The sequence below is a fragment of the Streptomyces sp. NPDC058683 genome (genome assembly GCF_042716195.1).
Classification (GTDB): Bacteria; Actinomycetota; Actinomycetes; order Streptomycetales; family Streptomycetaceae; genus Streptomyces.
On sequence record NZ_JBHXSK010000015.1, the window covers coordinates 23,036 to 50,011 of the forward strand.

Below are 26,976 nucleotides of genomic sequence, written 5' to 3' on the forward strand. Positions count from 1 at the left end.
GCTGCGGGCAGCCGCCCGGACCAGGGGCGGGTCCTGCCCGCGCGGAACTGCACAGGCCACGGTCCGCTCCCTGGTCGCGCAGGACGCCCCCGCTACTTCTCGGTCACCCCCGCCGAGTCGAACGTCGCCACCTCGTGCATGGCCCTCGCCGTGCTCTGCACCAGGGGAAGGGCCAGCAGCGCGCCCGTGCCCTCGCCCAGGCGCAGGTCCAGGTCGACCAGGGGGCGCAGGCCCAGCTTGTTGAGGGCGGCGACGTGGCCGGGCTCGGCGCTGCGGTGGCCCGCGATGCAGGCGGCCAGGACCTCGGGGGCGATCGCGCGGGCCACCAGGGCCGCGGCGCCTGCGCTGACACCGTCCAGGATCACCGGTGTGCGCAGGGACGCGCCGCCGAGCAACAGGCCCACCATCGCCGCGTGTTCGAAGCCGCCGACAGCGGCGAGGACGCCGATGGGGTCGGCCGGGTCCGGCTGGTGGAGGTCCAGGGCGCGGCGGACGACCTCGGTCTTGCGGGCGAGGGTCTCGTCGTTGATGCCGGTGCCGCGGCCGGTGACCTCGGCGGGGTCGGCCCCGGTGTAGACGGAGATGAGCGCGGCGGACGCCGTGGTGTTGGCGATGCCCATCTCACCCGTGAGCAGGGCCTTGTTGCCGGCCGCCACCAGATCGCGGGCGGTCTCGATGCCCACCTCGATGGCCTGCTTGGCCTCCTCGCGGGTCATGGCCGGGCCGGTCGTCATGTCGGACGTACCCGCGCGGACCTTGCGGGGCAGCAGGCCGGGCGTCGCCGGGAGTTCGGAGGCGACGCCGACGTCCACCACGCACACCTCGGCGCCCACCTGGGACGCGAACGCGTTGCAGACCGCTCCCCCGCCGAGGAAGTTGGCCACCATCTGGGCGGTGACCTCCTGCGGCCAGGGGGTGACGCCCTGAGCGTGCACTCCGTGGTCACCGGCGAAGATCGCGACGGCCGCGGGCTCCGGGATCGGCGGCGGGCACTGCCGGGACAGACCGGACAGCTGGGCGGAGATGATCTCCAGCATGCCGAGCGAGCCCGGCGGCTTCGTCATCCGCTTCTGCCGCTCCCATGCCTCGCCGAGCGCCTTGGCATCCAGCGGGCGGATCCCGGCGACGGTCTCGGCGAGCAGGTCGTGCGGGTCCTCCCCGGGCAGGGCGCGACGGCCGTACGTCTCCTCGTGCACGACCCAGGACAACGGGCGCCGCTTGGACCAGCCGGCCTGCATCAGCTCGGGCTCGTCCGGGAACTCGTCGACGTAGCCCACGCACAGGTAGGCGATGACCTCGAGGTGCTCGGGCAGCCCCAGTGCGCGGACCATCTCGCGCTCGTCGAAGAAGCTGACCCAGCCGACGCCGAGGCCCTCGGCGCGGGCGGCGAGCCAGAGGTTCTCGACGGCGAGGGCCGCGGAGTACGGCGCCATCTGCGGCTGGGTGTGCCGGCCGAGGGTGTGGCGGCCGCCCCGGGTCGGGTCGGCGGTGACGACGATGTTGACCGGGGTGTCGAGGATGGCCTCGATCTTCAGTTCCTTGAACTGCTTCGCGCGGCCCTTGGGGAGGGACTTGGCGTAGGCGTCGCGCTGGCGCATGGCCAGTTCGTGCATGCTGCGCCGGGTGTCGGCGGACCGGATGACGACGAAGTCCCAGGGCTGGGAGTGGCCGACGGAGGGCGCGGTGTGGGCGGCCTCCAGGACGCGCAGCAGCACCTCGTGCGGGATGGGGTCGGCGCGGAAGCCGTTGCGGATGTCACGGCGTTCGCGCATGACCTTGAGGACGGCCTCGCGCTCGGCGTCGTCGTAGGCGGGCGCGGCCGGGCCGGTGGACTGACGTGCTTCTGCCACGGGGGCCGTGCTCTCTTCCTGGTCGGCGGCCCTGGTGTCCAGGTCCTCCGCGTGCTGTACGACATCGGGGTGGTGCTCCGCGACCGGGCCGGGCTCGGCCACACGGGGCGCGGGGACGGTGGCGGCCTGCTCCGGCACGGTCTCGCCCTGGTCCTGGGCGGGGAGGACCAGCGGGTGCGGCGGGGTCGGGGCGAGATGCGGGGTGGTCGGCACCAGGCCGTCGACGGCGACGAACTCGCCGAGCGGCCGGTCGGGCGCGGGCTCCGCCGGAACGGCCGCGTCCAGGGGCTCCTGGGCCGCCGGGGTCTCCTCCGGCCGGGCCTCGGGGGCGGGCGGGGTGCCCTGGGTCTGGGGGCCGGCGAGGGGCTGGACGTGCAGCGGCTCAGGGGCGGCAGCGGTCTCCGCCGGCGGTACGACAGCGGCCGCGGGGAACTCGGCGGGGGCCACGGCGTCCGGCGTGGGCTGCTCGGTCTCGGGGGCGGCGAAGGACTCCGGCGGCTGCGGGGCCTCGGCGACGGCCGCGGGGGCTGCCGGGGCGGGCGCCTCGACGACGGCCTCCTCGGGCTGCACCGGCACGGGCGGCGCGAGCGGCGCGGTGGCCACCGGCTGAACGGGCTCGGCCAGGACGGCTTCCGGGGTGGGAACGGGCTCGTACGCGGCCGCTTCCGGCACCGGAACGGACTCGGGTGCGACGGTCTCCGCGGCCTGCTCGAAGACGGCCGGTTCCACGGCCTGGGGCTCCGGCGCGACCGGCGGCACGGACTGCACCGGCACGGGCTGCACCGGCTCGGCCGCCATGGCCTGGGCGGCCTGCTCCGGAACCACCGGTTCCATGAGCTGACCCGCGGCCTCCGTCACAGGCACGGCCTCGGGCTCGGCCACCGCGCCAGGAGCCACCACGGCAACGGGCGCCGGCAGCACGTCCTGGCTCTGCAGAACCTCGGGAACCTCCGGGACCTCCGAAACCTGCGGAATCCCAGGAACCTGCGCGGCCTCCGGAACCTCCGGGACCACCGGAGCGGCCTCCGGCACCGCGCCCGGCATCACACCCGGCACCGGCCCCTGCGCACCTTCCGGGGCCTCGGCGGCCTGCGGCACCACCTGCCCGGCCACGGGCACCGGACCACCCCCGTCGACCGGCTGGGCCGCACCCTCCGGACCGTACGCGTTCTCGGGCCACACCACGCCGAAGCCCGCCGGTGCCTGCTCCGCAGGCACACCCGCGACGTCCGCCGCCGCGGACTCCTGCGCGAAAGCCGCGGGATCCACAACGGCCACGGGAGCGACGGGAGCAGCCGTCTCCGTTGCCGGAACAACCGTTTCCGCAGCCGGGGCCTGTGCGGCCACCTGTGCCACCGGAGTGGCCTGCGCGACGGTCCCCGGCACCGCGGTCCCCGGCACCGCCGTCTGCGGCACTCCCCAGGGCCCTGCGGCCTGCGGCACGGCATCGCCCAACGGCTGGGCGTCGAGGTACTCGGGCCCGGCCGTCGGCAGGCCCGGCTGCCGGGCCGACGTGCCGGCCGGGCCGCGGTCGGCGAGCGAGCGGACCGGGCTGGCGGAGGTGTCGGGGATCGGCGGACCGAGGTGCAGCGGACGGCGCGGGGCCGGGGCGGCCGTCGGGTCGTGGGGCACGGAGAGGATCGGGGACGCCGGTACCGAGCTGGGCAGCCGGACGGCGGTGAGGTCGACCGAGCCGCTGTCCCGGCCGTCCGTCTCGTGCGGGCCGGGCTCGTGGACGGTCTCGACGACCGGTTCCGGGGCCGGCGGCGGCACTTCGTTGCCCCAGGCGCCCTGGGCGCCCGGGAGCAGCAGGTCTTCGTCCTCGGCGGGCGACTCGGAGAGGTAGGTGTACGCGCCGTGCGCGGGAACGCCCGGCTGTTCCACCATGCCTGCGCTCTCCGGCAGTCCCTCGCCCGGGACCTGGCCGGTGTCCGTCATGCGTACCCCTCGCCCATCGGTTAGTGCCTTCTACGACCAGCTCACTCGGGACGGCGCACCGACCGCCCCGCAGTGAAGAACGAGCGTGCGTGCCCAGCGGCACGAACGACCCGCCGGAAAAGGCGACAAAGCCATTCAGTGGCATTGTCCCGGCCGTTCGACCGTCGCGACAGCGTGATCCGCGACAGCCCGCTGTGGACTGCGCCACGTTGCGCGTCCCCGGTTCTGCCGTACCACACCCGCCCCAAAAGGGGCGCGTTTTCCGGATATTGACGAACGAATTTCCGGGCCACCGGTGCGGTGCAGCGATCGGCCAGCCTACCGCGCGCAGTATGACAACCGGATCACGGGGCTCGCTCGGGCAGGACGCCGCTGAGCAGGAAAACGACGTTCCGCTCGGTCTCCGTCCAGGCCCTGGTGTCGAGTTCGACGGACTGCAGCAGGGCGCACTCGACCTGATATCCGTGCTCGGTCAGGCCGCGTCCGATGAGTTCGGCCGCGTCGCGGGTGGCGGCGTGGGTGACGATGCGCTGCGGGCGGCGATCGGCAACCGCGCCGACCACGGCCGCTCCCCCGCCGCCGACCCGGACGACGTCGGGTTCGGGCAGGTTCTCCAGCACATGAGGGGCGCCGCCGTGCACGATCTGGAGCTGGACCCCGAACTTGCGGGCGGCTGCGTCGCTGCGGACACAGGCCGCGAGGTCCCGGTCGACGGCGATGACGGCGGCCCCGGCCCGCGCGGCCTCGGTGGCGAACGCGCCGCTGCCGCAGCCGATGTCCCAGACGAGGTCTCCGACCCGGGGCCCCAGCCGGGCGAGTTGGGCGGCCCTGAGCAGATCCGTTTCCCCTTCGCCGAGCGCCGCTCCCTCGCCGTACTCCGCGTCGGGCTGCACCCAGCCGCGCGGGCCGGCCGAGGGGTCCCGGCCGGCGATCCAGCCGCCGCCCTCGCCCGCCGGCGCCGGCCCGGAAGGCCCGCCGATGACGATGACGACGTTGGGGTCGCGCCAGGTGTGGTCGGCGGCCTTGTCGGAGGTGACGACGCTGACCTGCTCGCGGTCGGTGCCGAGTTCCTCGCAGATGACGAAGGTGCGGTGGACGCCCTCCATCAGCAGGCCGAGTTCGGCGGGGCCGGCGCCGGGTGAGGTGAGGACGGCGACCTTGGGGTGGGCGCGGCACACGTTCACCGCGCGTCGCAGGGTGCGCCGGTGTGCGACGACCACCTCGGCGTCGTCCCAGGGCATGCCGGCGCGGGCGAAGGCGGCGGCCACCGAGGAGACGGCGGGGACGACCTCGACCTCCAGGCCGAACTCGGGTGCGCGCAGGGTCCGTACGACGCCGAAGAAGCCGGGGTCGCCGTCGGCGAGCACCACCGCGGTGCCGCGGTGGCCGGTGATGCGGCGGGCGGCGAGGGCGACGCTGCCGAGGCGGATGCGTTCGGCGGTCCCCGGCACCTCGGGGAGGGCCAGATGGTGGGCCGCGCCCGCGACGAGCGTGGCGGCGCCGAGCGCGCCGCGTGCCGCGGCGGTCAGGGGCGAGCCGTCCCAGCCGATCACCGTGACCCGGTCGGCCATCGTCGTCAGTCTCCAGGGTTTTCGCAGGTCGTCAGGGTCCGGGGCCCATGGGCGGGCTCCGTGAGAGTACCTGGTGGAGCTGTCCGGCGCGCGACGGGGCGAATCCCGTCGGCGTCAGTTCCAGGAGGTGAAGCCACCGCTCTCGGCGAGTTCCTCGCCCGCGCCTTCCAGGTCCTCCGGGAGCAGGCTCCACACGATGAAGTCGGTGCGCACGTCCGCCCAGGTGCCGTCCTCGGTGCGGACGTGGACTATGCAGGCGTTGCGCAGCACGCCCTCGCTGATACCGCCGATCTTCTGGGCCACCTGCTGGGAGGCGGTGTTGTCGGCGGCGGTGCGGATCTCGATGCGTTCGAGCTTCTGGTCGCCCAGGAGCCAGTGTGCGGTGGCGAGCGCGGCCTCGGAGGCATAGCCCTCACCGCGGGCCCAGGGGGCGATGATGTACGACAACTCGGTCGACCTGATGTGCCAGTTGGTCTTGGTGAGCTGGATGACGCCGACCAGGCGCTGGGTGAGGAACTCGGTGACCGCGAAGTCGAGGCCCCGGCCGTCGGTGCGTTCGGCGGGGGCGTACTCGGTGATCCAGTGCCGGGCCGCGTCCTCGGTGAACGGCTGGGGCACGTCGGTCCAGGCCGCGACCTGCTCGTCGTTCATCATCTCGGCCAGGGCAGGCACGTCGTCCTCGTCGAGGGGACGCAGCACCAACCGCTCCGTGCTGATGGAGATGTTGGGGAAGGTGCTAGTCATGCGCCACTCCGTAACCTTCGGAAATCCTTCAGGGCGTGCGAACTGCCCAGCATGCAGCATGAAACCACTGAACCGCACGACGGGGTCCACCCGCGGTGAGCGAGCGGACCCCGTGCGTGGCGATACGCCGTATACGTGCCGTCGGAAAGACGTACACCAGCCGTCGGAAAGCCGACCGGAAAGCCGATCAGAAGGAAGATCGGAAGGAAGATCGGAAGGACGATCAGAAGGACGGGATGACCGAGCCCTGGTACTTGTCCTCGATGAACTTCTTGACCTCGGGCGAGGTGAGGAGCTTGGCGAGCTTCTTCACCCGCGGGTCCTTCTCGTTGCCCTTCTTCACGGCGAGGAAGTTGCCGTACGGGCTGTTCTTCGCGGACTCCAGGACGAGGGCGTCCTTGGCGGGCTTGATACCGGCCGAGATGGCGTAGTTGCCGTTGATCACCGCGGCGTCCACGTCGTCCAGGGAGCGCGCGGTCTGGGCCGCCTCGACCTCCTTGAACTGGAGGTTCTTCGGGTTCTTGGCGATGTCCTGCGGGGTCGCCTCGCTGCCGGCGCCGTCCTTGAGGGTGATGAGCCCGTTGGCGGCCAGCAGCTTGAGGGCACGTGCCTCGTTCACCGCGTCGTTCGGGACGGCGACGGTCGCACCGCTCTTCAGCGCGTCGACGCTCTTGACCTTGTGGGAGTAGAGGCCGAGCGGCTCCAGGTGCACCGTGACGACGGGCACGATGTGGGTGCCGCGCTTCTTGTTGAAGTCGTCGAGGTACGGCTGGTTCTGGAAGTAGTTGGCGTCCACCGAGCCGTCCTCGGTCGCCGTGTTCGGCACGATGTAGTCCTGGAACTCCTTGACCTCCAGGTCGAGTCCGGCCTTCTTCGCCAGGTTGTCCTTGACGTAGTTCAGGATCTCGGCGTGCGGGGTCGGGCTCGCGGCGACGACCAGCGGTCCGCTGTAGTCGGAGGAGGACGCGGAGTCCTTGTCCGAGCCGCAGGCGGTGAGCCCGAAGGTGAGGGCTCCGGCGGCGAGGACGGCGGCGGTGAGCTTGGCGGTGTTACGCACGAAAAGTGCCTTTCCTTAAGGGTGGAGCGGCCCCGCGATGGGTGGTGCGGGGAAACCTGGGGGAGGGTGCCGGGGGCTCAGACGGTCTTGCCGGCGGCCGTGGAGGCCTTCAGCAGCCGCAGCTTCGGCACCGGGCCGGACTGGCCGCCACGGCGGTGCAGGGAGCGGGCCGTGTAGTCGCCGGCGAACTGGATGAGCGAGATGACGACGGCGAGGATCGCCACGGTGATCCACATCAGCTCGGTCTCGAAGCGCTGGTAGCCGTAGCGGATGGCGATGTCGCCGAGGCCGCCGGCGCCGACCGTGCCGGCCATGGCCGAGTAGCCGATGAGCGCGACGATCGTGGTCGTGGTGGAGGAGATGAGCGAGGGCAGCGACTCCGGTACGAGGACCTTGCGTACGACGGTCCAGGTGTTGCCGCCCATCGACTGCACGGCCTCGACGAGCCCGCCGTCCACTTCGCGGACCGCCGTCTCGACCAGCCGCGCGAAGAACGGGATCGCGCCGATGGCGAGCGGCACGATGGCGGCCTCGCGGCCGATGGTCGTCCCGGTGATCGAGCGCGTGAAGTTCATCAGCGCGACCATGAGGATGATGAACGGCATCGAGCGGGCGACGTTCACGATCTGCCCGATGACCTTGTTGGCCAGCACGTTCTGGAGGAGTCCGCCGCGGTCGGTGAGGACGAGCAGGACGCCGAGCGGGAGTCCGCCGACGACGGCGATCAGCGTGGACCAGCCGACCATGTAGAGCGTGTCCCAACACGCCTGGGACAGCAGCGGCTGCATCTCGGACCAGGTCACTTGGCACCATCCTTCACCAGCGCGGGCTCCTGGCCCAGTACGTCGATCTGCAGGCCCTGTTCGCGCAGGAAGCCGATGGGGACCACGTTGTCCTCGTAGCGGCCGGGCAGTTCGATGCGCATCCGGCCGATCTGGAGGCCGCCGACGGTGTCGATGGCCGCACCGAGGATCGATATGTCGATGTTGTAGGTGCGGGAGAGCTGGGAGATGACCGGCTGGGTGGCGGCCTCGCCGTGGAAGGTGACGTCGAGGACGGTGCGGTCGTCGCCGGAGGCCTCGCCGCCGACCGGGAACAGCGCGGCGGCCAGCTCGGAACCGGGGGTGCCGAGCAGCTCGCTGACGGTCCCGGACTCGACGATGCGCCCCTTCTCCATGAGGGCGGCCGAGTCGCAGATCGACTTCACCACGTCCATCTCGTGCGTGATGAGCAGGACGGTCAGGCCCAGCTGCCGGTTCAGGTCGCGCAGCAGCTGGAGGATGGAGCGGGTGGTCTCCGGGTCGAGGGCGCTGGTGGCCTCGTCGGAGAGCAGCACCTTGGGGTCGCCGGCGAGTGCGCGGGCGATGCCGACACGCTGCTTCTGTCCGCCGGAGAGCTGGGCCGGGTAGGCCTTCGCCTTGTCGTCGAGCCCGACCAGGTCGAGCAGCTCCAGCGCCTTGCGGGAACGTTCCTTCCCTGAGATGCCGAGGATTTCGAGCGGCAGCTCGACGTTGTCCTGGACGGTCCGGGAGGAGAGCAGGTTGAAGTGCTGGAAGACCATGCCGATACGGCTGCGCGCCTGCCGCAGCTCCTTGCCGGCCCGGGGGCCGCGCCCGGCGAGGGCGGTGAGGTCCTGGCCGGCGACCGTCACGGTGCCGGCGGTGGGACGCTCCAGGAGGTTGACGCAGCGGATGAGCGAGGACTTGCCGGCGCCGGACTGGCCGATGACGCCGTACACCTCGCCCTCGCGGACGTGCAGATCGACACCGTCGAGGGCGGTGATCTCGCGGCCGCGGGAGCGGTAGACCTTGGTCAGGCCCGTTGTGGTGATCACTGGGATTCCATCACTGTTGAGTACCCGGGCATGGGTGGGCCCTGGTACGGGAGGGAAAATGTGCGCGGGGCAGCCGGGTCACATACGGCTCACGGCGTACGGACAGGCCACGGCGGCGACTCGCTTCGGGGCGCGAGGCTCTGGGTGGTGCGAGGGCCCTCTAGAAGGCGCACATTCGACACATACAACGAGCACCGGGCGTCATGGTCGCCTCGGTCGCAAGGGTGCGTTCGCTCGTCGTGGTCATGCGATCAGTAAACCAGACCTACGGTCCTGACAGCCCGCCGCTGTCCGCATGCTGGACAGCGGCGGACGTCCGTCAGCGGCGCGCGGAGATCTCGACGACGTGGTCGGTGACCAGCGCCGACAGGGCCGAGAGGTCCTGCACCACGAGGTCCGCGTCCAGCTCGTGCGCCTGGTGGGTTGTGGCCAACGCCACGGTGGTCATCCCGGCGGCGCGACCCGCCTGGAGTCCGGCCGGGGCGTCCTCGAAGACCACGCAGCGGGCCGGGTCGACGCCCAGCCGGCGGGCGGCGAGGAGGTAGGGCTCGGGGTCGGGCTTGCCGCGGGTGATGTCGTCCGCGGCTATCAGCGTCTTCGGCCGTATCCCGACCGCGTCCAGGCGGGCCTCGGCGAGCCGGCGGGTGGCCGAGGTGACGACGGCCCAGCGGTCGGCGGGGAGGGAGTCGAGGAAGGCGGTGGTGCCGGGCAGCAGCCGGACACCACCATGGGGGACGTCCTCCACCTCCAGCTGCTCGACCCGGGCGACGGCCTCCGGGACGAGGTGGGCGGGGACCAGGTCGGCGACGATGTCCGCGGCGGTCCGGCCGTGCAGTTCGACTCGGGCGAACTCCTCGGTGACGCCGTACTCCGCCGCCCAGCGGGTCCAGCAGCGCTCCACGGAGTCGAGGGAGGAGACCAGGGTGCCGTCGTTGTCGAAGAGCAGGGCTTGTGCGTGGATCGTCATGGTCTAGACCCTACGGTGTACGGCAGGGGCGACGGCGTGGGGCCGTTTCGGCCGTAATAAGGTCACCGCATGCTCAATGCCCTGTTGCTGGTGACCGGAGTCGCCGCACTGCTGCTCGCCGCGTGGTGCGGCTGGGCCGCGTACCGGGACCAGCCGACGAAGGACTGGCACTTCATCGGGATGGCCGTGGTGTCGGTGCTGGCGGTGATCCAGCTGGTGGCCGGGATCGTGCTGCTGGCCCGGGGCGACGAGCCGGCGCAGGGTACGACGATCTTCGTGGCGTATCTGGTGGGCGCCTTCGCGTGCGTCCCGGCGGCGGGGTTCATGTCGCTGGCCGAGCGGACCCGGTGGGGCTCCGTGACGGTCGCCGCGGGCGGTGTGGTGCTGGCCGTGCTGGAGGTGCGGCTCTATGACATCTGGGGAGGGTGAGATGACGACCGTGGAGCAGGGGCCGAAGCGGCTCACCAGTGGGCCGGGCACGCTTCTCGTGTGGTTCTACGGCGTGATGGTCGTCGGAGCGGTGTCGCGATCCGCGTACCAGATCGCGACCGAGTTCGACCGGGCGCCGCTCGCGTACTCGCTGTCGGCGGTCGCGGGGGTGGTGTACGGGTTCATCACGTACACGCTGGTGCGGGGCGGTGAGACGGCCCGCAGGGTGGCGCAGGTGTGCTGCGCCGCCGAACTTGCGGGGGTGTTGATCGTGGGTACGTGGACCCTTGTCGACTCGTCCGCGTTCCCGGATGCGACCGTGTGGTCGGACTACGGGATGGGGTACGTGTTCATTCCCGTGCTGTTGCCGATCTCCGCGTTGTACTGGTTGCGGAAGGCGCCCAGGCAGCAGGAAGGCTGAGCAACAGGGCGACTGCGGGACCGTCGTGGCTGGTCGCGCAGTTCCCCGCGCCCCTTGGGTCAGTTGTCAGGCCGTTGTTGCATAGGTGCCGGCCGGCTTTTCCAGGACGATCATCGGGACGCCGTCCTCGCCCTTGGACGTGCCTACCGTTTCGTAGCCGACCCGCCGGTACAGCCTCAGGTTGCCCTCGCTGCGGTGGCCGGTGAAGAGGCGGAACCTCTTGGCGCCGCGCTCCTCCTCCAACGCGCCCTCGGCCGCGCGCAGCAGCCGCGCGCCGATGCCGTGGCCCTGGAGGCGGGGGTGGACGCAGAGTTTGCCGATGGCGGCGGCGCCGTCCTCGGTGACCGAGCCGCGGACCGAGCCGACGACCTCCTCGCCGAGTCGGGCGACGAAGACGCAGTCGGTGGCGAGCTCCTGGCGGACCGAGTCGAGGCTCTGGACGAGCGGGTCGATGCGGTAGTTGCCGTACAGCGCCGCCTCGCTCTGGAAGCACAGGTACTGGAGCCTGAAGATCTGCTCTGCATCCTGCTCGGTCGCCACCGAGATGGTCACGCTCATGCCCATGTGCGCACGCCTCCCGCTCACCTGATCGCCTGTTGTTCTCACTCCTATCCCCGCGCTCCGCGGGACGCAACCTCCGGCGTCAACAATCGGCGCAGACATCCCAGACATCTGGAACGTTCCGGCCCCAGACTGCCCTGTGAGATACCCAACTCCCCCGCGATCTCCCGGTATGTCAGGTCCTTCGGGGAGAGCAGGGCCTGGAGGAGCCGGGGGCAGCGGCCGGGAAGACGGGCGACCGCCTCGCGCACGGCACGGCGGTGGGCGGCGGTGAGGACGCGCTGTTCGGGCGTGGGGGTGGCGTGGTCCGCGGGTTCGGTGCCGTAGGGGCGTTCGTTGCGTGTCGTACGGCGGGTGCGGCGGGACTCGGCGCGGACGGCTCTGCGCAGCCAGTCCTCGGGGGCCCGGGGCGGGCCGTGAGTCTCCAGTCGCTCCAGGAGGCGGAGCCAGACGGTCTGTTCCAGGTCGCCGGGGTCGCTTCCGCAGGCATACGCCTCGGCCGAGGCCTCGGCGGTGAGCAGGGGGCCCAGGGCGGCAACCAGGTCGTGCGTCATGTGCGGAACGACGCGGCCGCCCCGGGACAGGTTGCCGGGGCGGCCGGGAGACACCCCGAACGGGGTGCGGGGGCTCAGCCGTTGACGAAGGCGTCGCGGGCCAGGATCGCGGTGTCGGCGTTGTCCGAGAAGACGCCGTCGATGCCGGTCTCGAAGTAGGCCTGGAAGACCGGGAAGACATCGCCGTACGCGGTGACGTCGCTGCCCTTGCGGTAGGCCGGCGGCAGGAAGGGGTTCTCGTTGCGCATGGTGTAGGGGTGCAGGATCAGACCCACCTTGTGCGCGTCCGCGACCAGCGTGCTCGGCGTGGTGAAGTCGCCGTTGGCGTTCTTCGGGATGACCAGGTCGAGGGTGGGACCGATGCCCTGCGCGTAGCCGGCGATCTCCCGCAGGCCCTTCGGCGTGATCAGGTCGGCGACGGTGCGCGGGTCGCCGGTCGCGACGAAGTCGTAGGGCTGGGTGTTCGCCGCGGAGAGCAGGACGACCAGCGGGTTGTCGACCAGCGTGTTCAGGCGCTGGATGCTGGTCGGCTCGAAGGACTGCAGGATGACCGGCGAGTTCCGCTTGTCCTTGCCGTACTTGCGCAGCAGCTTGGCGACCCGCTCCTCAAGACCGAGGCCCAGCTTGCGGAAGTAGGTGGGGTGCTTGGTCTCAGGGTAGATCCAGACCTGCTTGCCGCGCTTGCGGGTCTGCTCGTCCTGCCACTTGAGGACCTCCTCGAAGGTGGGGATCTCCCAGTGGCCGTTGTAGAGCGTGTTGTGCGGGCGGTTGGCCGGTATGCGCTCGATCGCGCGCAGCGTCTTCAGCTCGGCGAGCGTGAAGTCCTCGGTGAACCAGCCGGTGGTGGGGATGCCGTCCAGGACCTTGGTGGTCTTGCGGTCGGCGAACTCCTTGTGGTCGGCGACGTCCGTGGTGCCGCCGATCTCCGGCTCGTGGCGGCAGACCAGGTGGCCGTCCTTGGTGGGGCACAGGTCGCCGGCCTCGACGACGTCGGCGCCGAGGTCGAGGGCCAGGTTGTAGGAGCCGAAGGTGTGCTCCGGCCGGTAGCCGCTGGCGCCGCGGTGGCCGATGATCGTCGGCTTCGGCAGGCTCTTCAGGCCGCCGTGGCCGTGGCCGGACCGCTTCGCCTCGGCCGCTCTGGCGGTACCGGGCAGTCCGAGGACCGCTCCGCCGGCGCCGAGCATCGCCGCCCCGAGCAGCGCCCGCCGTCCGGTCGTGCCGTTCACCTGTGCCCGCTCGTTCGAGTCGTTCGTGTTCATGAGCGCCCTCCTGACCTTCACCCTTGGATGCGGGCTGATCGTAGGGCTGCCGACGTGACCGCCGGGAGACCGCCGGCCCAACGCCCGGGTGACGCCGTATGGCTGATGGACGGCGTGTCGTGACGGTCCGTCGGCGACTTCCGTCACATCGCCGCGGCCTCGCCGCAAGCTGTCTCCCGGGCGGCACCGCAGGTAAACCAGCGTCAACAGTGCGTAAGACCTCGGTGAACCGACCGTCCTCGATGTGCGCTCCCCCTGGGGCCGCGAGTAATGTCCTCACCTGCACAGACTCATACCGCCCCTCGACATCGGAGGACCCGTTGTCCCGCTTCGCGCTCATCAAGGCAGTGCTCGGACCGATCATGCGCCTGATGTTCCGCCCCCAGGTGGAGGGCGTGGAGCGCATCCCGGGAGACGGTCCGGTCATCCTCGCCGGGAACCACCTCACCTTCATCGACTCGATGATCCTGCCGCTGGTCAGCAAGCGGCAGGTGTTCTTCATCGGCAAGGACGAGTACGTCACCGGGAAGGGCTTCAAGGGCCGGCTGATGGCCTGGTTCTTCACCGGCGTCGGCATGATCCCGGTGGACCGGGACGGCGCGAGCGGCGGTGTCGCCGCGCTGATGACCGGCAAGCGGGTCCTGGACGAGGGCAGGATCTTCGGGATCTACCCGGAGGGCACCCGCTCCCCCGACGGCCGGCTGTACCGGGGCCGTACCGGGATCGCGCGGCTGACGCTGATGACCGGCGCGCCGGTGGTGCCGTTCGCCATGATCGGCACGGACAAGCTGCAGCCGGGCGGCGCGGGCATCCCGCGGCCGGGCAAGGTCACCGTCCGGTTCGGCGAGGCCATGGAGTTCTCCCGGTACGAGGGGATGGACCGGGACCGCTATGTGCTGCGGGCCGTGACCGACTCGGTGATGGCCGAGGTCATGCGGCTGTCCGGGCAGGAGTACGTGGACATGTACGCCACGAAGGCGAAGGCCGCCTGACACTCTTTCGGCGCAAGGGCACGGACCGGTGGTCCGTGCCCTTCTGTCTGCCATCCGCCTGACATCCGTCGACGTCCGCCTGGCGGTGGAATCTGGCCCGACACTTGGGTCATTCATGCGTATTTACCGCCCATATGAGCAGACAGCATGTCTTATTCAGATATGCAGACACCTTCTCGGCGTACCCTGCTCAGTGCCCCGTTCGCTGCCGCCGGCGCGGGGCTCCTGGCCGCTTGTTCCGACTCCGACTCCCCCTCACGCTCCGGCCCGCGGCACACGGCCGGGACCGCGGCGTTCGTCCCGCAGGGGCCCAAGGGGTTCGTCAACCCGTCGGATCCAGAGGTGCTCGCGGCCGAGCGGAAACGCGGCTCCGGCCCCGTTCGCATGGTCACGTTCACGGCCGCCGAGAGCATGCTGGACCTGGGCGGGCGGTCGGTGCACAGCTGGGCCTACAACGAGTCGGTCCCGGGCCCGCTGGTGCGCGTCACCGCCGGTGACGTCCTCAGCCTGACCGTCAGCAACCGGCTGACCGAGAAGACCACGCTGCACGCGCACGGGGTGCGGCTGCGCTGCGACATGGACGGCGCTCCGGATCTGACCCAGCCGCCCATCGAGGCGGGGACGGACTTCGTCTACCGCTTCGTCGCCGCCCACCCGGGCACCTACCTGTTCCACTCGCACGTCGGCATGCAGCCCGACCGTGCCCTGTACGCGCCGTTCATCGTCGACGACCCGAAGGAGCCCCTCGCCTACGACAAGGAGTGGATCGTCGTCCTGGACGACTGGGTGGACGACATCGACGGCTCCGACCCCGAGCAGGTGCTCGACCAGCTCAAGCCGGGCGGCTCCATGGGGATGAGCATGGGCATGGGCCCCGGGCACGGCGGCCCGAGCCCGCACCGGTCGGCGAACACCTCCGCGGCACCGTCCAGATCCAGGAAACGGATGGGTCCCGACCGGGTGCTGCGCGACTCCCACAGCCAGATGCTGCACGGCGAGGGGGGCAACGTCTCCTATCCGCACTACCTGGCCAACGGGCGGCTGCGCACCGACCCCTCCGTCTTCCGCTGCAACCCCGGCGACCGCGTCCGGATCCGCCTCATCAACGCGGGCTCCGAGACGGCCTTCCGGGTCGCGCTGGGCGACCACGCCATGACCGTCACCCACACCGACGGCTATCCCGTGCAGCACAAGAGGACCGACGCCCTGCTCATCGGCATGGCCGAGCGGTACGACGTCCTCGTCACCGCCAAGGACGGCGTCTTCCCGCTGGTCGCACTCGCCGAGGGCAAGAAGGGCAAGGCGCTCGCGATCCTCCGGACCGACAAGGGAAGAAACCTTCCGGCGGCGGATGCCCGCCCGGCCGAGCTGGACCGCGAGGTCGTGCCGGCCCGCCGGCTGCTGCCGGCCGAGTCCGTCCGCATGGACGACCGGGTACCCGACCGCGACCTGCGCATCAGGATCACGGGCACGATGCAGAAGTACGACTGGGGGTTCGACCACAAGCCGTACGACGTGCGGCAGCGGCATGCGGTGCGGGCCGGCGAGCGGGTGCGGCTGACGCTCATCAACGCGACCGACATGTGGCACCCGATGCATCTGCACGGGCACACGTTCTCGGTCACCGGGCTGAACTCGGCGGGAGCCCGGAAGGACACGACGATCGTGCTGCCGCACCGCAAGCTGGTGCTCGACTTCGACGCCGACAACCCCGGGTTGTGGATGCTGCACTGCCACAACCAGTACCACTCGGAGAGCGGGATGATGACGGTGCTCGGCTACCAGAGGTGAGGCGTCACACCGACAGGCCGCCTTCCAGTTTCTGCCCCTTCAGCAGGAACCAGGCCACCGCTGCCGTCGCCAGGAGGACCGCGGCGCCCGCGCCCGAGGCCAGGTGCAGGCCGTGGACGAAGGAGTCCCGGGCCGCCGCCAGCATCTCGGTGGACGTGCGCGGGGGCATGGTCGCCGCTGCCTGCACCGCCGCGCCCAGGGATTCGTGAGCGGCGGCCGGGGTGCCCGCCGGGGCCGGGAATCCGCGGTAGACGCCCATCACGATCGAGCCGAGCAGGGCGATGCCCAGGGCCGCGCCCAGTTCGTACGCCGTCTCGGAGACCGCCGAGGCGGCACCGGCCTGGTCCTTGGGGACGCTGGAGAGGATCACGTCCGCCGTGACCGTGAAGGAGAAGCCGGCGCCGACGCCGACCACCAGGAGGGCCGCGCCGAGGATCGGGTAGCCGGTGGACTGCGAGAGCGTGGTCAGGGCCGCGAGGGCCACGCCGACGGCCGCCAGGCCGCCGGAGACCACCGCGCGTACCGAGTGGCGGCGGGCCGTCCGGCCGGCCACCAGGCCCGCCGCCACCGCGCCCACGGCGGCCGGCAGTTCGGCCAGGCCCGCCTCGAACGGGGGCCTGCCCTGGACCAGTTGCAGGTACTGGGAGAGGAAGAACACCAGGCCCGACATGCCGAGCACGGTCAGCAGGTCGGCGAGGACCGCGCCGCTGAAGCCGCGCCGGCGGAACAGCCGCATGTCCAGCAGGGGTTTCGGCATGGTGAGCTGACGGCGGACGAAGCCGCAGAGGGCCGCGGCGCCGAGGAGGGCGGTGGCCGCGGTGACCCCGGTCAGGCCGTGGGTCGCGGCCTCCTTCACCGCGTACACGACCGCGATCATGCCGACCAGCGACAGCACGACGCTGATCAGGTCCCAGGGGCCGGGGTCGGGGTTGCGGGACTCGGGGAGCGTCCTGATACCGACGAGGACCAGGACCACCATCACCGGCAGGTTGATCAGGAAGACCGACCCCCACCAGAAGTGTTCGAGCAGGAGGCCGCCCACGATCGGGCCGACGGCCGTGCCGGCGGAGGCGGTGGCGCCCCAGATGCCGACGGCGAGGCTGCGCTCGCGCGGGTCGTGGAAGAGGTTGCGGATCAGGGCGAGGGTGGCGGGCATCAGGGTCGCGCCGGCGACGCCCAGCAGGGCGCGGGCCGCGATCATCGTCCCCGGGGTCGTCGCGTACGCGTTCAGGACGGATATCGCGCCGAACGCCGTCGCACCGCAGAGCAGGATCCGCTTGCGGCCGATGCGGTCGCCGAGGCTGCCCATGGAGACCAGCAGTCCCGCGATGACGAACGAGTAGACGTCACCGATCCAGAGCAGCTGGGTGCCGGTGGGCTCGAGGTCCTCGCTGATGTAGGGGGTCGCGAGGCCGAGGACGGTCGCGTCGACGGCCACCAGCAGCACGGCGAGCACCAGGACGGAGAGCGCGAGCCAGCGGCCCGGGCGCTTCTCCTCCGTCTCCGTGGCGAACGCCGGCCGCACGGTGCTGGTCATGATTCCTCTCTTCGTCGTGCACCGCCGAGCAGCAGCTCGACGATCATGTGGGTGAAGTCCTTGGGGGCGACCCTGCCCTCCGACACCGCCCAGGCGGCGGAGGCGAGCAGGCCGTACAGCGCCTCGGTGAGCCAGGCGGGGGTGAGGTCGATACGGAACTCGCCGTTCTGCTGGCCGCGCCGGAAGAGGGCCGCGATGCGGTCGTCGATGCGGGTCCAGCCCTGGTTCTGCTGCTCGCCCTCGAACAGCTGGTTCTCGGTGTAGAGGAAGGCCAGCAGGCCGGCGGCCGGTTCGATCTCGCGGACCAGGCGGTGGACGGCGTCGGCCGCCGGGCCCTCGTCCAGGCGGGCCGCGTCCAGGGCCGCCTCGCACTCCTCGATGCCGAGCGCCTCCAGTGCGCGGACGAGCGCGTCCCGGCCCGCGAAGTGCCGGTGCAGGGTGGCCCGGCTGATCCCGGCGGCCTTGGCGACCTCGTCCATGGTCGCGGTGGATTTGCGGGTCAGCAGGGCGGCCGCGCTGCGCAGCACCTGCTCACGATCGAGAGCCATGAGACAAGGGTAACCCATCTGAGACATCTTTGTCTCACGGTGGGCATGCGTGAGTCACAGAGGGCTGGTGAGGGGTGGTTCCGTGTCAGTGCCAGGGCAGGCTGCCGCGGCGCTCCCAGTAGGCGTTCGGCTCCTCGACCAGGGTGGCGAGGCGGGTCAGCTGGTCGTCGTCGAGGTCGACCGCGGCCGCGTGGAGGTTGGAGTCGAGCTGGGTGAGCGTCGCCGCACCGGAGAGGACGACTCCGGCCCAGGGCTGCCGCAGGACGGCGGCGAGGGCCACGGCGTCGCAGCCGAGACCGGTCTCCTCGGCCACGACCCGCAGCGCGTCGGGGGCGTGCGGGGCGGCCAGGCGGCCGTTGGCCATGCCCTCCTTCACGATCACCGTCAGTCCGGCGTCGTGCGCCTCGGCGAGGGCGGGTCCTGCCGAGGTCTCCAGGGCGTTGTACGTCGACTGGACGGTACGGAAGAGGGGCTCGCCGTCGACCGTGACGGCGAGGGCGGCACGAATGGCGTCGGCCTGGGCGGGGCCGCTCGTGGAGAAGCCGACGGTGAGGCCGGTGGCGGCCGCTTCGGCGAGGCGGGCGTGCAGCTCCTTGTCGGTGAGGGCCGGGCTGTCCGGGGTCACCGAGTGGATCTGGTAGAGGTCGAGGTGGTCGCCGAGGAGTTCGGCGGTCTCGGCGCGCTGGCGGTCGTAGGTCCGGACGCTGTGGTCCTTGACCTCGTGGGTCTCGGCGTCCGCCGACCAGCCGGCGGTGTAGGTGTAGCCCCATTTGCTGCCGACGACCACGTCGGCGGCGGCTTCGGGGCGGGCGTTCAGCCAGTCGGCGAGGAACTCCTCGGAGCGGCCGTAGGAGCGGGCCACGTCGAAGTAGCGGACGCCCTGGGCGTAGGCGGCGTCGAGGAGTTCGTGCGTGCGGGTGCGCAGCGCGGCTGCGCTGCGATCGGTGCCCAGGTCCTCTTCGCGACCGAGGTTGATGTAGCCGGGGCGACCGACTGCGGCGAGGCCGAGGCCGATGTGGCAGGTGGGGGTTGTCGCTGTTGCCAGTCGGGCGAAGGGCATCGCGGGCTCCGTCGGGTCGGCTCCGGTTCGGTTCCTGACCAACGTAACCCGCGATGACCTTCGCCTCGGAGCTCGGGTGGCGCGGTGTGTTGGCGGGTGCGGGCGCGTAGTGGCCGGTCGCGCAGTTCCCCGCGCCCCTGACGGGGCGCCCCGGTGCGGGACGCCTGATCAGCCCTGCTTCTTGGCGTTTGCCCACGCGTGCTGCTGGGCCACGTTCGCCTTGACCTCCGCCAGTTGCACCGCCACCGCGCTCGGGGCCGTGCCGCCCCGGCCGTTGCGGGAGGCGAGGGCGCCGGGGACGTTGAGGACCGAGCGGACCTCGGGGGTCAGGTGGGCGCTGATCTTCGCGAACTGGTCGTCGGTCAGTTCGTCCAGCTCCTTGCCCTCGGCCTCCGCCGCCTTGACGCACTCGCCGGCCACCTCGTGGGCCACACGGAACGGGACGCCCTGCTTGACCAGCCACTCCGCGATGTCGGTGGCGAGGGAGAAGCCGGCCGGGGCCAGTTCCTCCATGCGCTCGCGGTTGACGGTGAGGGTGGCCATCATGCCGGTGAAGGCGGGGAGCAGGACCTCCAGCTGGTCGCAGGAGTCGAAGACCGGCTCCTTGTCCTCCTGGAGGTCGCGGTTGTAGGCGAGGGGCAGGGCCTTGAGGGTGGCCATGAGGCCGGTCAGGTTGCCGATCAGGCGGCCGCTCTTGCCGCGCGCCAGCTCCGCGATGTCCGGGTTCTTCTTCTGGGGCATGATCGACGAGCCCGTGGAGAACGCGTCGTGCAGGGTGACGAAGGAGAACTCCTTCGTGTTCCAGATGATGATCTCCTCGGCGATCCGGGAGAGGTTCACCCCGATCATCGCGGTGATGAAGGCGAACTCGGCGACGAAGTCGCGGGAGGCCGTGCCGTCGATGGAGTTGCCGACACTGCCGTGCTCGAAGCCGAGGTCCGCGGCCACCGCCTCCGGGTCCAGGCCGAGCGAGGAGCCGGCGAGGGCGCCGGAGCCGTACGGGGAGACGGCCGTGCGCTCGTCCCACTGGCGCAGCCGCTCCGCGTCCCGGGACAGGGACTGGACGTGGGCCAGGACATGGTGGGCGAAGAGCACCGGCTGAGCGTGCTGGAGATGGGTGCGGCCCGGCATGGCCACGTCCGGGTGGGCCTCCGCGAGACCGGTCAGGGCGTCCTGGAGGTCGGCGATCAGGCCGCCGATCACCCGGGCGTGGTCCCGGAGGTACATCCGGAAGAGGGTGGCCACCTGGTCGTTGCGGGAGCGGCCGGCGCGGAGCTTGCCGCCGAGGTCGGGACCGAGGCGCTCCAGCAGGCCGCGCTCCAGAGCCGTGTGGACGTCCTCGTCGGCGATGGTGCCCACGAAGGAGCCGTCGGCGACATCGGCCTCCAGCAGGTCGAGGCCGGCGATCATGCGCTGGAGTTCGTCCTCGGTGAGCAGGCCCGCCTTGTGCAGCACGCGCGCGTGGGCACGCGAACCGGCGATGTCGTAGGACGCGAGCCGCCAGTCGAAGTGGACGGACGCGGACAGCTTCGCCAGGGCCTCGGCGGGACCGTCGGCGAAACGGCCGCCCCAGAGCCGAACGTCACCGCTGTTGCTGCTCACTTGCGTTGCTCCTAGAGAGATACGGATGTGGCGCCGCCTCCCCGGCCATGAACGGGGAGGCGGTTGTCACGCTACTGCTCGGGACAGGTCGCGCCGGGCTACGCCCGCAGTTGACGCTGCGCCGCGATCTTCGACGACAGGCTGTAGATGTCGATGAAGCCCTTGGCCGCGGCCTGGTCGAAGGTGTCGCCGGTGTCGTAGGTGGCGAGGTGGAAGTCGTAGAGGGAGGAGCCGGAGCGGCGGCCGGTGACCACCGCACGGCCGCCGTGCAGGGTCAACCGGATGTCGCCGGTGACATGCTGGTTGGCCTCGTCGACGAAGCCGTCCAGGGCGCGCTTGAGCGGGGAGAACCACTGGCCGTCGTAGACGAGTTCGCCCCAGCGCTGCTCCACCTGCCGCTTGTAGCGGGCGAGTTCGCGCTCGACGGTGACGTTCTCCAGTTCCTGGTGGGCCGTGATGAGCGCGATGGCGCCCGGGGCCTCGTACACCTCGCGGGACTTGATGCCGACCAGCCGGTCCTCGACCATGTCGATCCGGCCGACGCCCTGGGCGCCGGCGCGCTCGTTCAGCTCCTGGATCGCCTGGAGCACCGTGACGGGCCTGCCGTCGATCGCGACCGGGGCGCCCTGCTCGAAGGTGATGACCACCTCGTCGGCCTCGCGCGGGGTGGCCGGGTTCTGCGTGTACTCGTAGATGTCCTCGATCGGGCCGTTCCAGATGTCTTCCAGGAAGCCGGTCTCGACGGCGCGGCCGAAGACGTTCTGGTCGATGGAGTACGGGGACTTCTTGGTGGTCGCGATCGGGAGGCGCTTCGCCTCGCAGAAGGCGATGGCCTTGTCGCGGGTCATCGCGTAGTCGCGGACCGGTGCGATGCAGGTGAGGTCGGGGGCGAGGGCGACGATGCCGGCCTCGAAGCGGACCTGGTCGTTGCCCTTGCCGGTGCAGCCGTGGGCGACCGTGGTGGCGCCGTGCTTGCGGGCGGCGGCGACCAGGTGCTTGACGATCGCCGGCCGGGAGAGGGCGGAGACCAGCGGGTAGCGGTCCATGTAGAGGGCGTTGGCCTTGACCGCCGGGAGGCAGTACTCCTCGGCGAACTCGTCCCTGGCGTCGGCGACCTCGGCCTCGACCGCGCCGCACGCGAGGGCGCGCTTGCGGATGACGTCCAGGTCCTCGCCGCCCTGGCCGACGTCCACCGCGACGGCGATGACCTCGGCGCCCGTCTCCTCGGCGATCCAGCCGATGGCGACGGAGGTGTCCAGCCCGCCCGAGTAGGCGAGTACGACGCGCTCGGTCATGGGTTCCTCCTCCCGTACATCCACTTGCTATGCATGAGTATGCAGAGCTCTGCATGATTCGTCAATCCGGCTCGCTCCGGTCACGGAGACCTTGCGAGCCGTGTCAGGGATTCGTGAAAGAGGTTTGAACAAATGAAACCGCTTTCTCGTACCCATGCCTGAACGCCGGCGCCGCATTTGTAAACCCACCTCTGACCCAAGTGAGGCATCCGCATGTCCAGGGCTCTTCCGAAGTACAACAAGCGTCGCGTCGTGCTGATCGGCGGCGCTGCCGCCGTGGCGCTCTCCGGTGCGGTCATCGCCGGTTCGGCCCTCGCCGGTACGCCCGACAAGAGCAGTGGCACGAGCAACGCGCGCACCCTCGCCGCCTCACCCGGCACGATCACCTGCCCGGACGTCGCCTCGCAGCTGCCCGCGATCCCGGCCTCCGCGCAGGCCGAGGTCGAGCGCAACCTCACCCTCCTGCAGACGCAGATCCAGGAGGCCAACAAGCGGCTGGTCGACACGGTGGGCCAGGGCGGGCCGAACTTCGTGAACAACGCGATCCTCGGCCCCCTCAAGGACAAGCGCGTGGCGACCGTCAACCGGATCGCGACGGCGATCGGCCGTACGGCCGCCAAGCCGACCGGCCTGGACGCGCTGGCGCCGTGCACCCTGAACGCGAGCGGGACCGGCACGAACACGGGCAGCGGTACGGCGACGGGCGCGGCCTCGGCCACGCCGAGCACGGCGGCCACCCAGCAGCAGTCGACCGGCAGCACCGGCACGAGCACCGGCAGCTCCGCGGCGGGCACGATCACCTGCCCCGACGTCGCCTCGCAGCTGCCGGCGATCCCCGCGTCCGCGCAGGCGGAGGTCGACCGGAACCTCGCCCTGCTCCAGACTCAGATCGGCGAGGCCAACAACCGGCTTCAGACCACGGTCGGCCAGGGCGGCCCGAACTTCGTGAACAACGCGATCCTCGGCCCCCTGGCGGACAAGCGGAAGTCGACCATCGACCGGATCGCGATCGCGATCGGCCGTACGTCGGCCAAGCCGACCGGCCTCGACTCCCTGGCCGCCTGCACGCTCACCAAGTGACGTGACAGGCAGCTGTGGCCGCCCCGTGTACAGCGCCGGCCGGGGCGGCCACAGTGGTGTCCGCGGGCCCGGGGCACCGGGGGTCGTCCGGATGCCGGAATTACTCAGACGTGCGAAGTACACGCGCCGATAATTCCCCGGTATGGGAAAGACCTATGAGCGCATCGACGGCAGGCTCCGCACGTTCATCGAGGAACAGCCCCTGTTCTTCACCGCGACCGCCCCGCTCGCGGGCGACGGCACGGTCAACCTCTCCCCCAAGGGCCTCCAGGGCTCCTTCGTGGTGCTCGACGAACACACCCTCGCGTACCTGGACTTCGCCGGCTCCAACGCCGAGACCATCGCCCATCTGCGGGAGAACGGCCGCATCACCCTGATGTGGTGCGCCTTTCAGGGCCCGCCGAACATCGTGCGGGTGCACGGGCACGGCGAGGCGGTCCTCCGCGACGACCCCCGCTTCCGGGAACTCCTCACCCGTTTCCCGGACATCGACCCGACCCGGCACGGCCTGCGCGCGATCATCGTCGTGCACGCCGAACTCGTCCGGGACAGCTGCGGTTACGCGGTCCCCCACATGGCGTACGAGGCCGACCGCGACCTGCACGGGAAGCGGTTCGCGCGCGAGGACGACGCCTCGCTGAGCGCGTACTTCGAGAAGAAGGACCACATCGCGGTGAGCCTGGACGGCCTACCCGGGCTGCCGTTGCCGCTGCCGCCGTCTACCGTCTGAGCCATGCGTCCAGGCGTCGTCGTCACCCTTGTCTCCGCGTCCCTGCTGCTGCTCGGCGCGGCACCGGGGGCCGGGGATCCGCAACCGCTGCCCGCCCGGATGGCCGACACGGGCGGCGGCACCCAGCTGATCACCGCGGAGGCGTCCGCGCTGAGCTCGACCTCGGGGACCTTGACCTGGTGGGAGCGCCGGGACGGACAGTGGGTGCAGGTGGGGTCGGCCGCCGCCCGGTTCGGCGCGAAGGGGCTGGTCGAGGGGGCCGCGCGGCAGCAGGGTACGAACACCACCCCGACGGGGCTGTACGACCTTCCCTTCGGGTTCGGCCTCCAGGCGGCGCCGACGGGTACCTCCGTCAAGTACCAACCGGTGACGGCGACTTCGTGGTGGTGCCAGGACAACGACTCGACCTCCTACAACCGTTGGGTGGAGCCGCTGCCGGCCGACTGCCGGGCCACCGAGGCGGAGCAGCTGTCGTCGTACGGGACGCAGTACGCGTATGCGCTGGTGATCGGGTTCAACTACGAGCGTCCGGTCCGGGGGCGCGGAGCCGGGATCTTCCTGCATGTCAACGGGAGCGGGGCCACCGCAGGGTGTGTGTCCGTGCCGGTGGACGCGATGCGGGAGATCGTGCGGTGGGCGGATCCGAAGAAGGGGCCGCACATGGCGATCGGGACGGTGGACGGGGATACGGCTCTTACCCGGTATTGAGGTGCGGTTGCGCCGTAAGAGGTGCGGTGCGTTGGCGGGTGCAGGCCGTCTTGGGCCGGTCGCGCCCACGCGGCGGAGCCGCAAATTGAGACAGCCCCGCGCCCCTAGGGAGTGGCCGTTGCCGGCAGCTTCACGGTGAACGTCGTCGAGCCGGGGCGGCTCTCCAAGGTCACCGTCCCCCCGTGCGCCTCCACCACCGCCGCCACGATCGACAGGCCCAGGCCCGCTCCCCCGCCGGAGGCGTCCGCGCGGCGGCGGTGTTCCGCTCTCGTGAAGCGTTCGAAGACGCCGGACCGGATGTCCTGCGGGATGCCCGGGCCGTCGTCGAGGACGTGGAGGACCGCCGTCCCGCCGTCCGTCTCCAGCGTCACCGTCACCTTCGTGCCCGCAGGGGTGTGCAGACGGGCGTTGGCCAACAGGTTGGCCAGCACCTGTTGCAGGCGGTGCGTGTCGCCGGTCACCGTCACCGGTTCCTCGGGGAGGTCCAGGGTCCAGCGGTGGTCCGGACCCGAGGCGCGGGCGTCCGTGACCGCGTCCAGGGTCAGCCGGGTGAGGTCGACCGGGTGGCTCTCCAGCGGGCGGCCCGCGTCCAGGCGGGCCAGCAGGAGGAGGTCGTCGACCATCTCGCCCATCCGGGCGGACTCGGCGGCGATGCGCTCCAGGGCCCGGGTGATCTCGGGAGGCAGCGGCCCCGGGTGGAGCAGCGCCAGTTCCGCGTGCCCGCGGACCGAGGCGACCGGGGTGCGCAGCTCGTGGCTGGCGTCGGCGGCGAAGGAGCGGAGGCGTTCCTCGCTGGCGTGGCGTTTGGTCAGCGCGTCCTCGACGTGGCCCAGCATGCGGTTGAAGGCGGTGGCCATCCGGCCGACCTCACTGCGGGGGTCCGACTCGGGGGCGCGGGGTGGCAGGGCCACCTCCCCGCTGGCGAGCGGGAGTTCGCTGACCCGGGTGGCCGTCGCCGCGACCCGGCTCAGGGGGCGCAGGGACCAGCGGACCCAGAGCGCTCCGGCCACCCCGGCCGCGGCGAGGGCGAGGCCGAAGACGCCGGCCGCCACCAGTTCCAGGCGGTGGACGGTGGCCCGTACCGGCTCCAGGGGCAGGCCGGTGACCAGGACGTCGCCGTCCCGGCCCGTCCAGGCCAGCAACCGGTAGTCGCCGATCGAGGAGAGGTGAACCGTGTGGCCGCGTCCGTCCACCGGCAGTTCGGCGAGGGCCGTGCGATCGCGGGCGGTGAGGCCGACGGTCAGGTCCGGGTCGGCTCCGGAGGGGATGACGGCCGCGTTGGTGACCCGGCCCTTCAGCAGGCGGGCGCCGAAGGTGCCGGCGGCCTGACGGCGGGTGTCGCCGTGCTCGTCGCCGTCCCGGTCGCTGGGCTTGTAGTCGCCGTGTTCGAGGGACTGCGGGAAGCTCGGCCCCGTCTGCTGGAGCTGCTGGTCCAGGCGCCCGGTGAGGAAGCCGTCCAGCTCGACCACCGCCGCGATGCCCACGGCCGCGCAGCTCACCGCCAGCAGCACGACCAGGCCCGCGGTGAGGCGGGCGCGGAGGGTGCGGGGGCCGGGCAGGTGCCGTAGCCGTAGCCGTAGCCGTAGCCGTAGCCGTCGGAGGAACTTCACCGGGTCACCGGCTTGAGGACGTACCCGGCACCACGGACCGTGTGGATCATGGGCTCGCGGCCCGCGTCCACCTTCTTGCGCAGGTAGGAGATGTACAGCTCGACGACATGGGCGCGGCCGCCGAAGTCGTAGGACCACACCCGGTCCAGGATCTGTGCCTTGCTGAGGACGCGGCGCGGGTTGCGCATCAGGAAGCGGAGGAGTTCGAACTCGGTCGGGGAGAGCTCGATCAGCTCGCCGGCCCGGGTCACCTCGCGGGCTTCCTCGTCCATGGTCAGGTCGCCGACGACCAGCCGGGGGCCGTCCTCCTGCTGGCGGGCCATGCCGGCCCGGCGCAGCAGGCCGCGCAGCCGGGCGACCACCTCCTCCAGGCTGAAGGGCTTGGTCACGTAGTCGTCGCCGCCCGCGGTGATGCCGGCGATACGGTCCTCGACGGCGTCCCGGGCGGTGAGGAAGAGCACGCAGACGTCCGGCTTGACCCGGTGCAGCGAGCGGAGCACGGCGAAGCCGTCGGTGTCCGGGAGCATCACGTCGAGGATCACCGCGTCCGGCAGCAGCTCACGGGCCGCGGCCAGCGCGGACGCGCCGTCGCCGGCCGCGCGGACCTGCCAGCCCTCGTAGCGCAGGACGCCGGTGAGCACCTCCGCCAGGTCGGGGTCGTCGTCGACGACGAGGACGCGGAGCGGGGTGCCGTCGGGTCGGGTGAGGGCGGGGCGGCCGGAGCGGGTCGTGTTCATGGCGTCTACCAGCATCGCCCCTCCGGGTGGAGAGCGGTGACCCGCGGCCCTCTGAGTTTGCTCTGAGTCGGCTGAGCCCGGTGGTCACTGAGAGGTCGCTC

At 71.4% G+C, this 26,976-nt stretch carries 24 protein-coding genes; 7 read left to right on the plus strand and 17 right to left on the minus strand.

Annotation, left to right across the window (positions count from 1 at the left end; genetic code table 11):
- Positions 1–92 precede the first annotated feature (92 nt).
- From cobT to ACFWXC_RS18035, 7 genes are all read right to left on the minus strand, one after another.
- On the minus strand, positions 93–3,788 hold the full coding sequence (gene cobT / locus ACFWXC_RS18005; RefSeq protein ID WP_384479719.1) for a nicotinate-nucleotide--dimethylbenzimidazole phosphoribosyltransferase: 3,696 nt from the start codon (positions 3,786–3,788) through the stop codon (positions 93–95).
- 344 nt (positions 3,789–4,132) lie between these two features.
- Positions 4,133–5,359 (minus strand): precorrin-6y C5,15-methyltransferase (decarboxylating) subunit CbiE, encoded by a 1,227-nt coding sequence (gene cbiE / locus ACFWXC_RS18010; RefSeq protein WP_384479720.1) that lies wholly within the window; start codon positions 5,357–5,359, stop codon positions 4,133–4,135.
- Between the two features lie 114 nt (positions 5,360–5,473).
- Entirely contained in the window at positions 5,474–6,103 is a 630-nt protein-coding gene (locus ACFWXC_RS18015; protein WP_384479722.1) for a GNAT family N-acetyltransferase, read from the minus strand.
- A 223-nt stretch (positions 6,104–6,326) separates the two neighbouring features.
- On the minus strand, positions 6,327–7,160 hold the full coding sequence (locus ACFWXC_RS18020; RefSeq protein ID WP_384479724.1) for a MetQ/NlpA family ABC transporter substrate-binding protein: 834 nt from the start codon (positions 7,158–7,160) through the stop codon (positions 6,327–6,329).
- Between the two features lie 77 nt (positions 7,161–7,237).
- On the minus strand, positions 7,238–7,963 hold the full coding sequence (locus ACFWXC_RS18025) for a methionine ABC transporter permease (RefSeq protein WP_384479726.1): 726 nt from the start codon (positions 7,961–7,963) through the stop codon (positions 7,238–7,240).
- Complete coding sequence (locus ACFWXC_RS18030; RefSeq protein ID WP_384479728.1) at positions 7,960–8,994, minus strand: methionine ABC transporter ATP-binding protein; 1,035 nt, start codon at positions 8,992–8,994, stop codon at positions 7,960–7,962. The genes ACFWXC_RS18025 and ACFWXC_RS18030 overlap by 4 nt, the downstream gene beginning before the upstream one ends.
- 319 nt (positions 8,995–9,313) lie before the next feature.
- A complete protein-coding gene (locus ACFWXC_RS18035) occupies positions 9,314–9,961 on the minus strand; it encodes an HAD family hydrolase (protein ID WP_384479730.1) in 648 nt (215 codons plus the stop codon).
- A gap of 69 nt (positions 9,962–10,030) precedes the next feature.
- Between ACFWXC_RS18035 and ACFWXC_RS18040 the strand changes: the two genes are divergently transcribed.
- Positions 10,031–10,390, plus strand: coding sequence for a hypothetical protein (locus ACFWXC_RS18040; protein WP_384479731.1), 360 nt, complete (start codon positions 10,031–10,033; stop codon positions 10,388–10,390).
- Positions 10,371–10,811, plus strand: a complete 441-nt coding sequence (locus tag ACFWXC_RS18045; RefSeq protein WP_384479733.1) for a hypothetical protein — start codon at positions 10,371–10,373, stop codon at positions 10,809–10,811. Before ACFWXC_RS18040 ends, ACFWXC_RS18045 begins: the two co-directional genes overlap by 20 nt.
- A gap of 66 nt (positions 10,812–10,877) precedes the next feature.
- Here ACFWXC_RS18045 and ACFWXC_RS18050 read toward each other — a convergent pair whose 3' ends face one another.
- The 3 genes from ACFWXC_RS18050 to ACFWXC_RS18060 all read right to left on the minus strand — a co-directional run bounded on the left by ACFWXC_RS18050 (position 10,878) and on the right by ACFWXC_RS18060 (position 13,185).
- The gene (locus tag ACFWXC_RS18050) at positions 10,878–11,375 is read right to left on the minus strand and encodes a GNAT family N-acetyltransferase (RefSeq protein WP_384479735.1); all 498 of its coding nucleotides are present in this window, start codon (positions 11,373–11,375) and stop codon (positions 10,878–10,880) included.
- A gap of 44 nt (positions 11,376–11,419) precedes the next feature.
- Entirely contained in the window at positions 11,420–11,926 is a 507-nt protein-coding gene (locus ACFWXC_RS18055) for an RNA polymerase sigma factor (protein ID WP_384479737.1), read from the minus strand.
- A gap of 74 nt (positions 11,927–12,000) precedes the next feature.
- A complete protein-coding gene (locus ACFWXC_RS18060; protein WP_384479739.1) occupies positions 12,001–13,185 on the minus strand; it encodes a glycerophosphodiester phosphodiesterase in 1,185 nt (394 codons plus the stop codon).
- 320 nt (positions 13,186–13,505) lie between these two features.
- Here ACFWXC_RS18060 and ACFWXC_RS18065 point away from each other — a divergent pair, with 320 nt between their 5' ends.
- Both ACFWXC_RS18065 and ACFWXC_RS18070 read left to right on the plus strand, forming a co-directional pair.
- The gene (locus ACFWXC_RS18065) at positions 13,506–14,177 is read left to right on the plus strand and encodes a lysophospholipid acyltransferase family protein (protein ID WP_351700587.1); all 672 of its coding nucleotides are present in this window, start codon (positions 13,506–13,508) and stop codon (positions 14,175–14,177) included.
- A 162-nt stretch (positions 14,178–14,339) separates the two neighbouring features.
- Entirely contained in the window at positions 14,340–15,968 is a 1,629-nt protein-coding gene (locus ACFWXC_RS18070; RefSeq protein ID WP_384479741.1) for a multicopper oxidase family protein, read from the plus strand.
- A gap of 4 nt (positions 15,969–15,972) precedes the next feature.
- Here ACFWXC_RS18070 and ACFWXC_RS18075 read toward each other — a convergent pair whose 3' ends face one another.
- From ACFWXC_RS18075 to ACFWXC_RS18095, 5 genes are all read right to left on the minus strand, one after another.
- On the minus strand, positions 15,973–17,505 hold the full coding sequence (locus ACFWXC_RS18075) for an MFS transporter (RefSeq protein WP_384479743.1): 1,533 nt from the start codon (positions 17,503–17,505) through the stop codon (positions 15,973–15,975).
- On the minus strand, positions 17,502–18,053 hold the full coding sequence (locus ACFWXC_RS18080) for a helix-turn-helix domain-containing protein (RefSeq protein WP_351700578.1): 552 nt from the start codon (positions 18,051–18,053) through the stop codon (positions 17,502–17,504). Before ACFWXC_RS18080 ends, ACFWXC_RS18075 begins: the two co-directional genes overlap by 4 nt.
- Positions 18,054–18,138: 85 nt before the next feature.
- Complete coding sequence (locus ACFWXC_RS18085; RefSeq protein WP_384479745.1) at positions 18,139–19,113, minus strand: aldo/keto reductase; 975 nt, start codon at positions 19,111–19,113, stop codon at positions 18,139–18,141.
- A 168-nt stretch (positions 19,114–19,281) separates the two neighbouring features.
- A complete protein-coding gene (argH, locus tag ACFWXC_RS18090; protein ID WP_384479746.1) occupies positions 19,282–20,715 on the minus strand; it encodes an argininosuccinate lyase in 1,434 nt (477 codons plus the stop codon).
- A 98-nt stretch (positions 20,716–20,813) separates the two neighbouring features.
- Positions 20,814–22,010 (minus strand): argininosuccinate synthase, encoded by a 1,197-nt coding sequence (locus tag ACFWXC_RS18095; protein ID WP_384479748.1) that lies wholly within the window; start codon positions 22,008–22,010, stop codon positions 20,814–20,816.
- A 213-nt stretch (positions 22,011–22,223) separates the two neighbouring features.
- Here ACFWXC_RS18095 and ACFWXC_RS18100 point away from each other — a divergent pair, with 213 nt between their 5' ends.
- The 3 genes from ACFWXC_RS18100 (at position 22,224) to ACFWXC_RS18110 (ending at position 24,528) form a co-directional block, all read left to right on the plus strand.
- Positions 22,224–23,090, plus strand: a complete 867-nt coding sequence (locus ACFWXC_RS18100; RefSeq protein ID WP_384479749.1) for a hypothetical protein — start codon at positions 22,224–22,226, stop codon at positions 23,088–23,090.
- A gap of 142 nt (positions 23,091–23,232) precedes the next feature.
- A complete protein-coding gene (locus ACFWXC_RS18105; RefSeq protein WP_384479751.1) occupies positions 23,233–23,820 on the plus strand; it encodes a pyridoxamine 5'-phosphate oxidase family protein in 588 nt (195 codons plus the stop codon).
- 3 nt (positions 23,821–23,823) lie between these two features.
- Positions 23,824–24,528, plus strand: coding sequence for a L,D-transpeptidase (locus ACFWXC_RS18110; RefSeq protein WP_384479753.1), 705 nt, complete (start codon positions 23,824–23,826; stop codon positions 24,526–24,528).
- 104 nt (positions 24,529–24,632) lie between these two features.
- Here ACFWXC_RS18110 and ACFWXC_RS18115 read toward each other — a convergent pair whose 3' ends face one another.
- Together ACFWXC_RS18115 and ACFWXC_RS18120 are read right to left on the minus strand one after the other, a co-directional pair.
- A complete protein-coding gene (locus ACFWXC_RS18115) occupies positions 24,633–26,138 on the minus strand; it encodes a sensor histidine kinase (RefSeq protein ID WP_384479754.1) in 1,506 nt (501 codons plus the stop codon).
- Positions 26,135–26,875, minus strand: a complete 741-nt coding sequence (locus ACFWXC_RS18120) for a response regulator transcription factor (protein WP_384480024.1) — start codon at positions 26,873–26,875, stop codon at positions 26,135–26,137. Before ACFWXC_RS18120 ends, ACFWXC_RS18115 begins: the two co-directional genes overlap by 4 nt.
- Positions 26,876–26,976 lie beyond the last annotated feature (101 nt).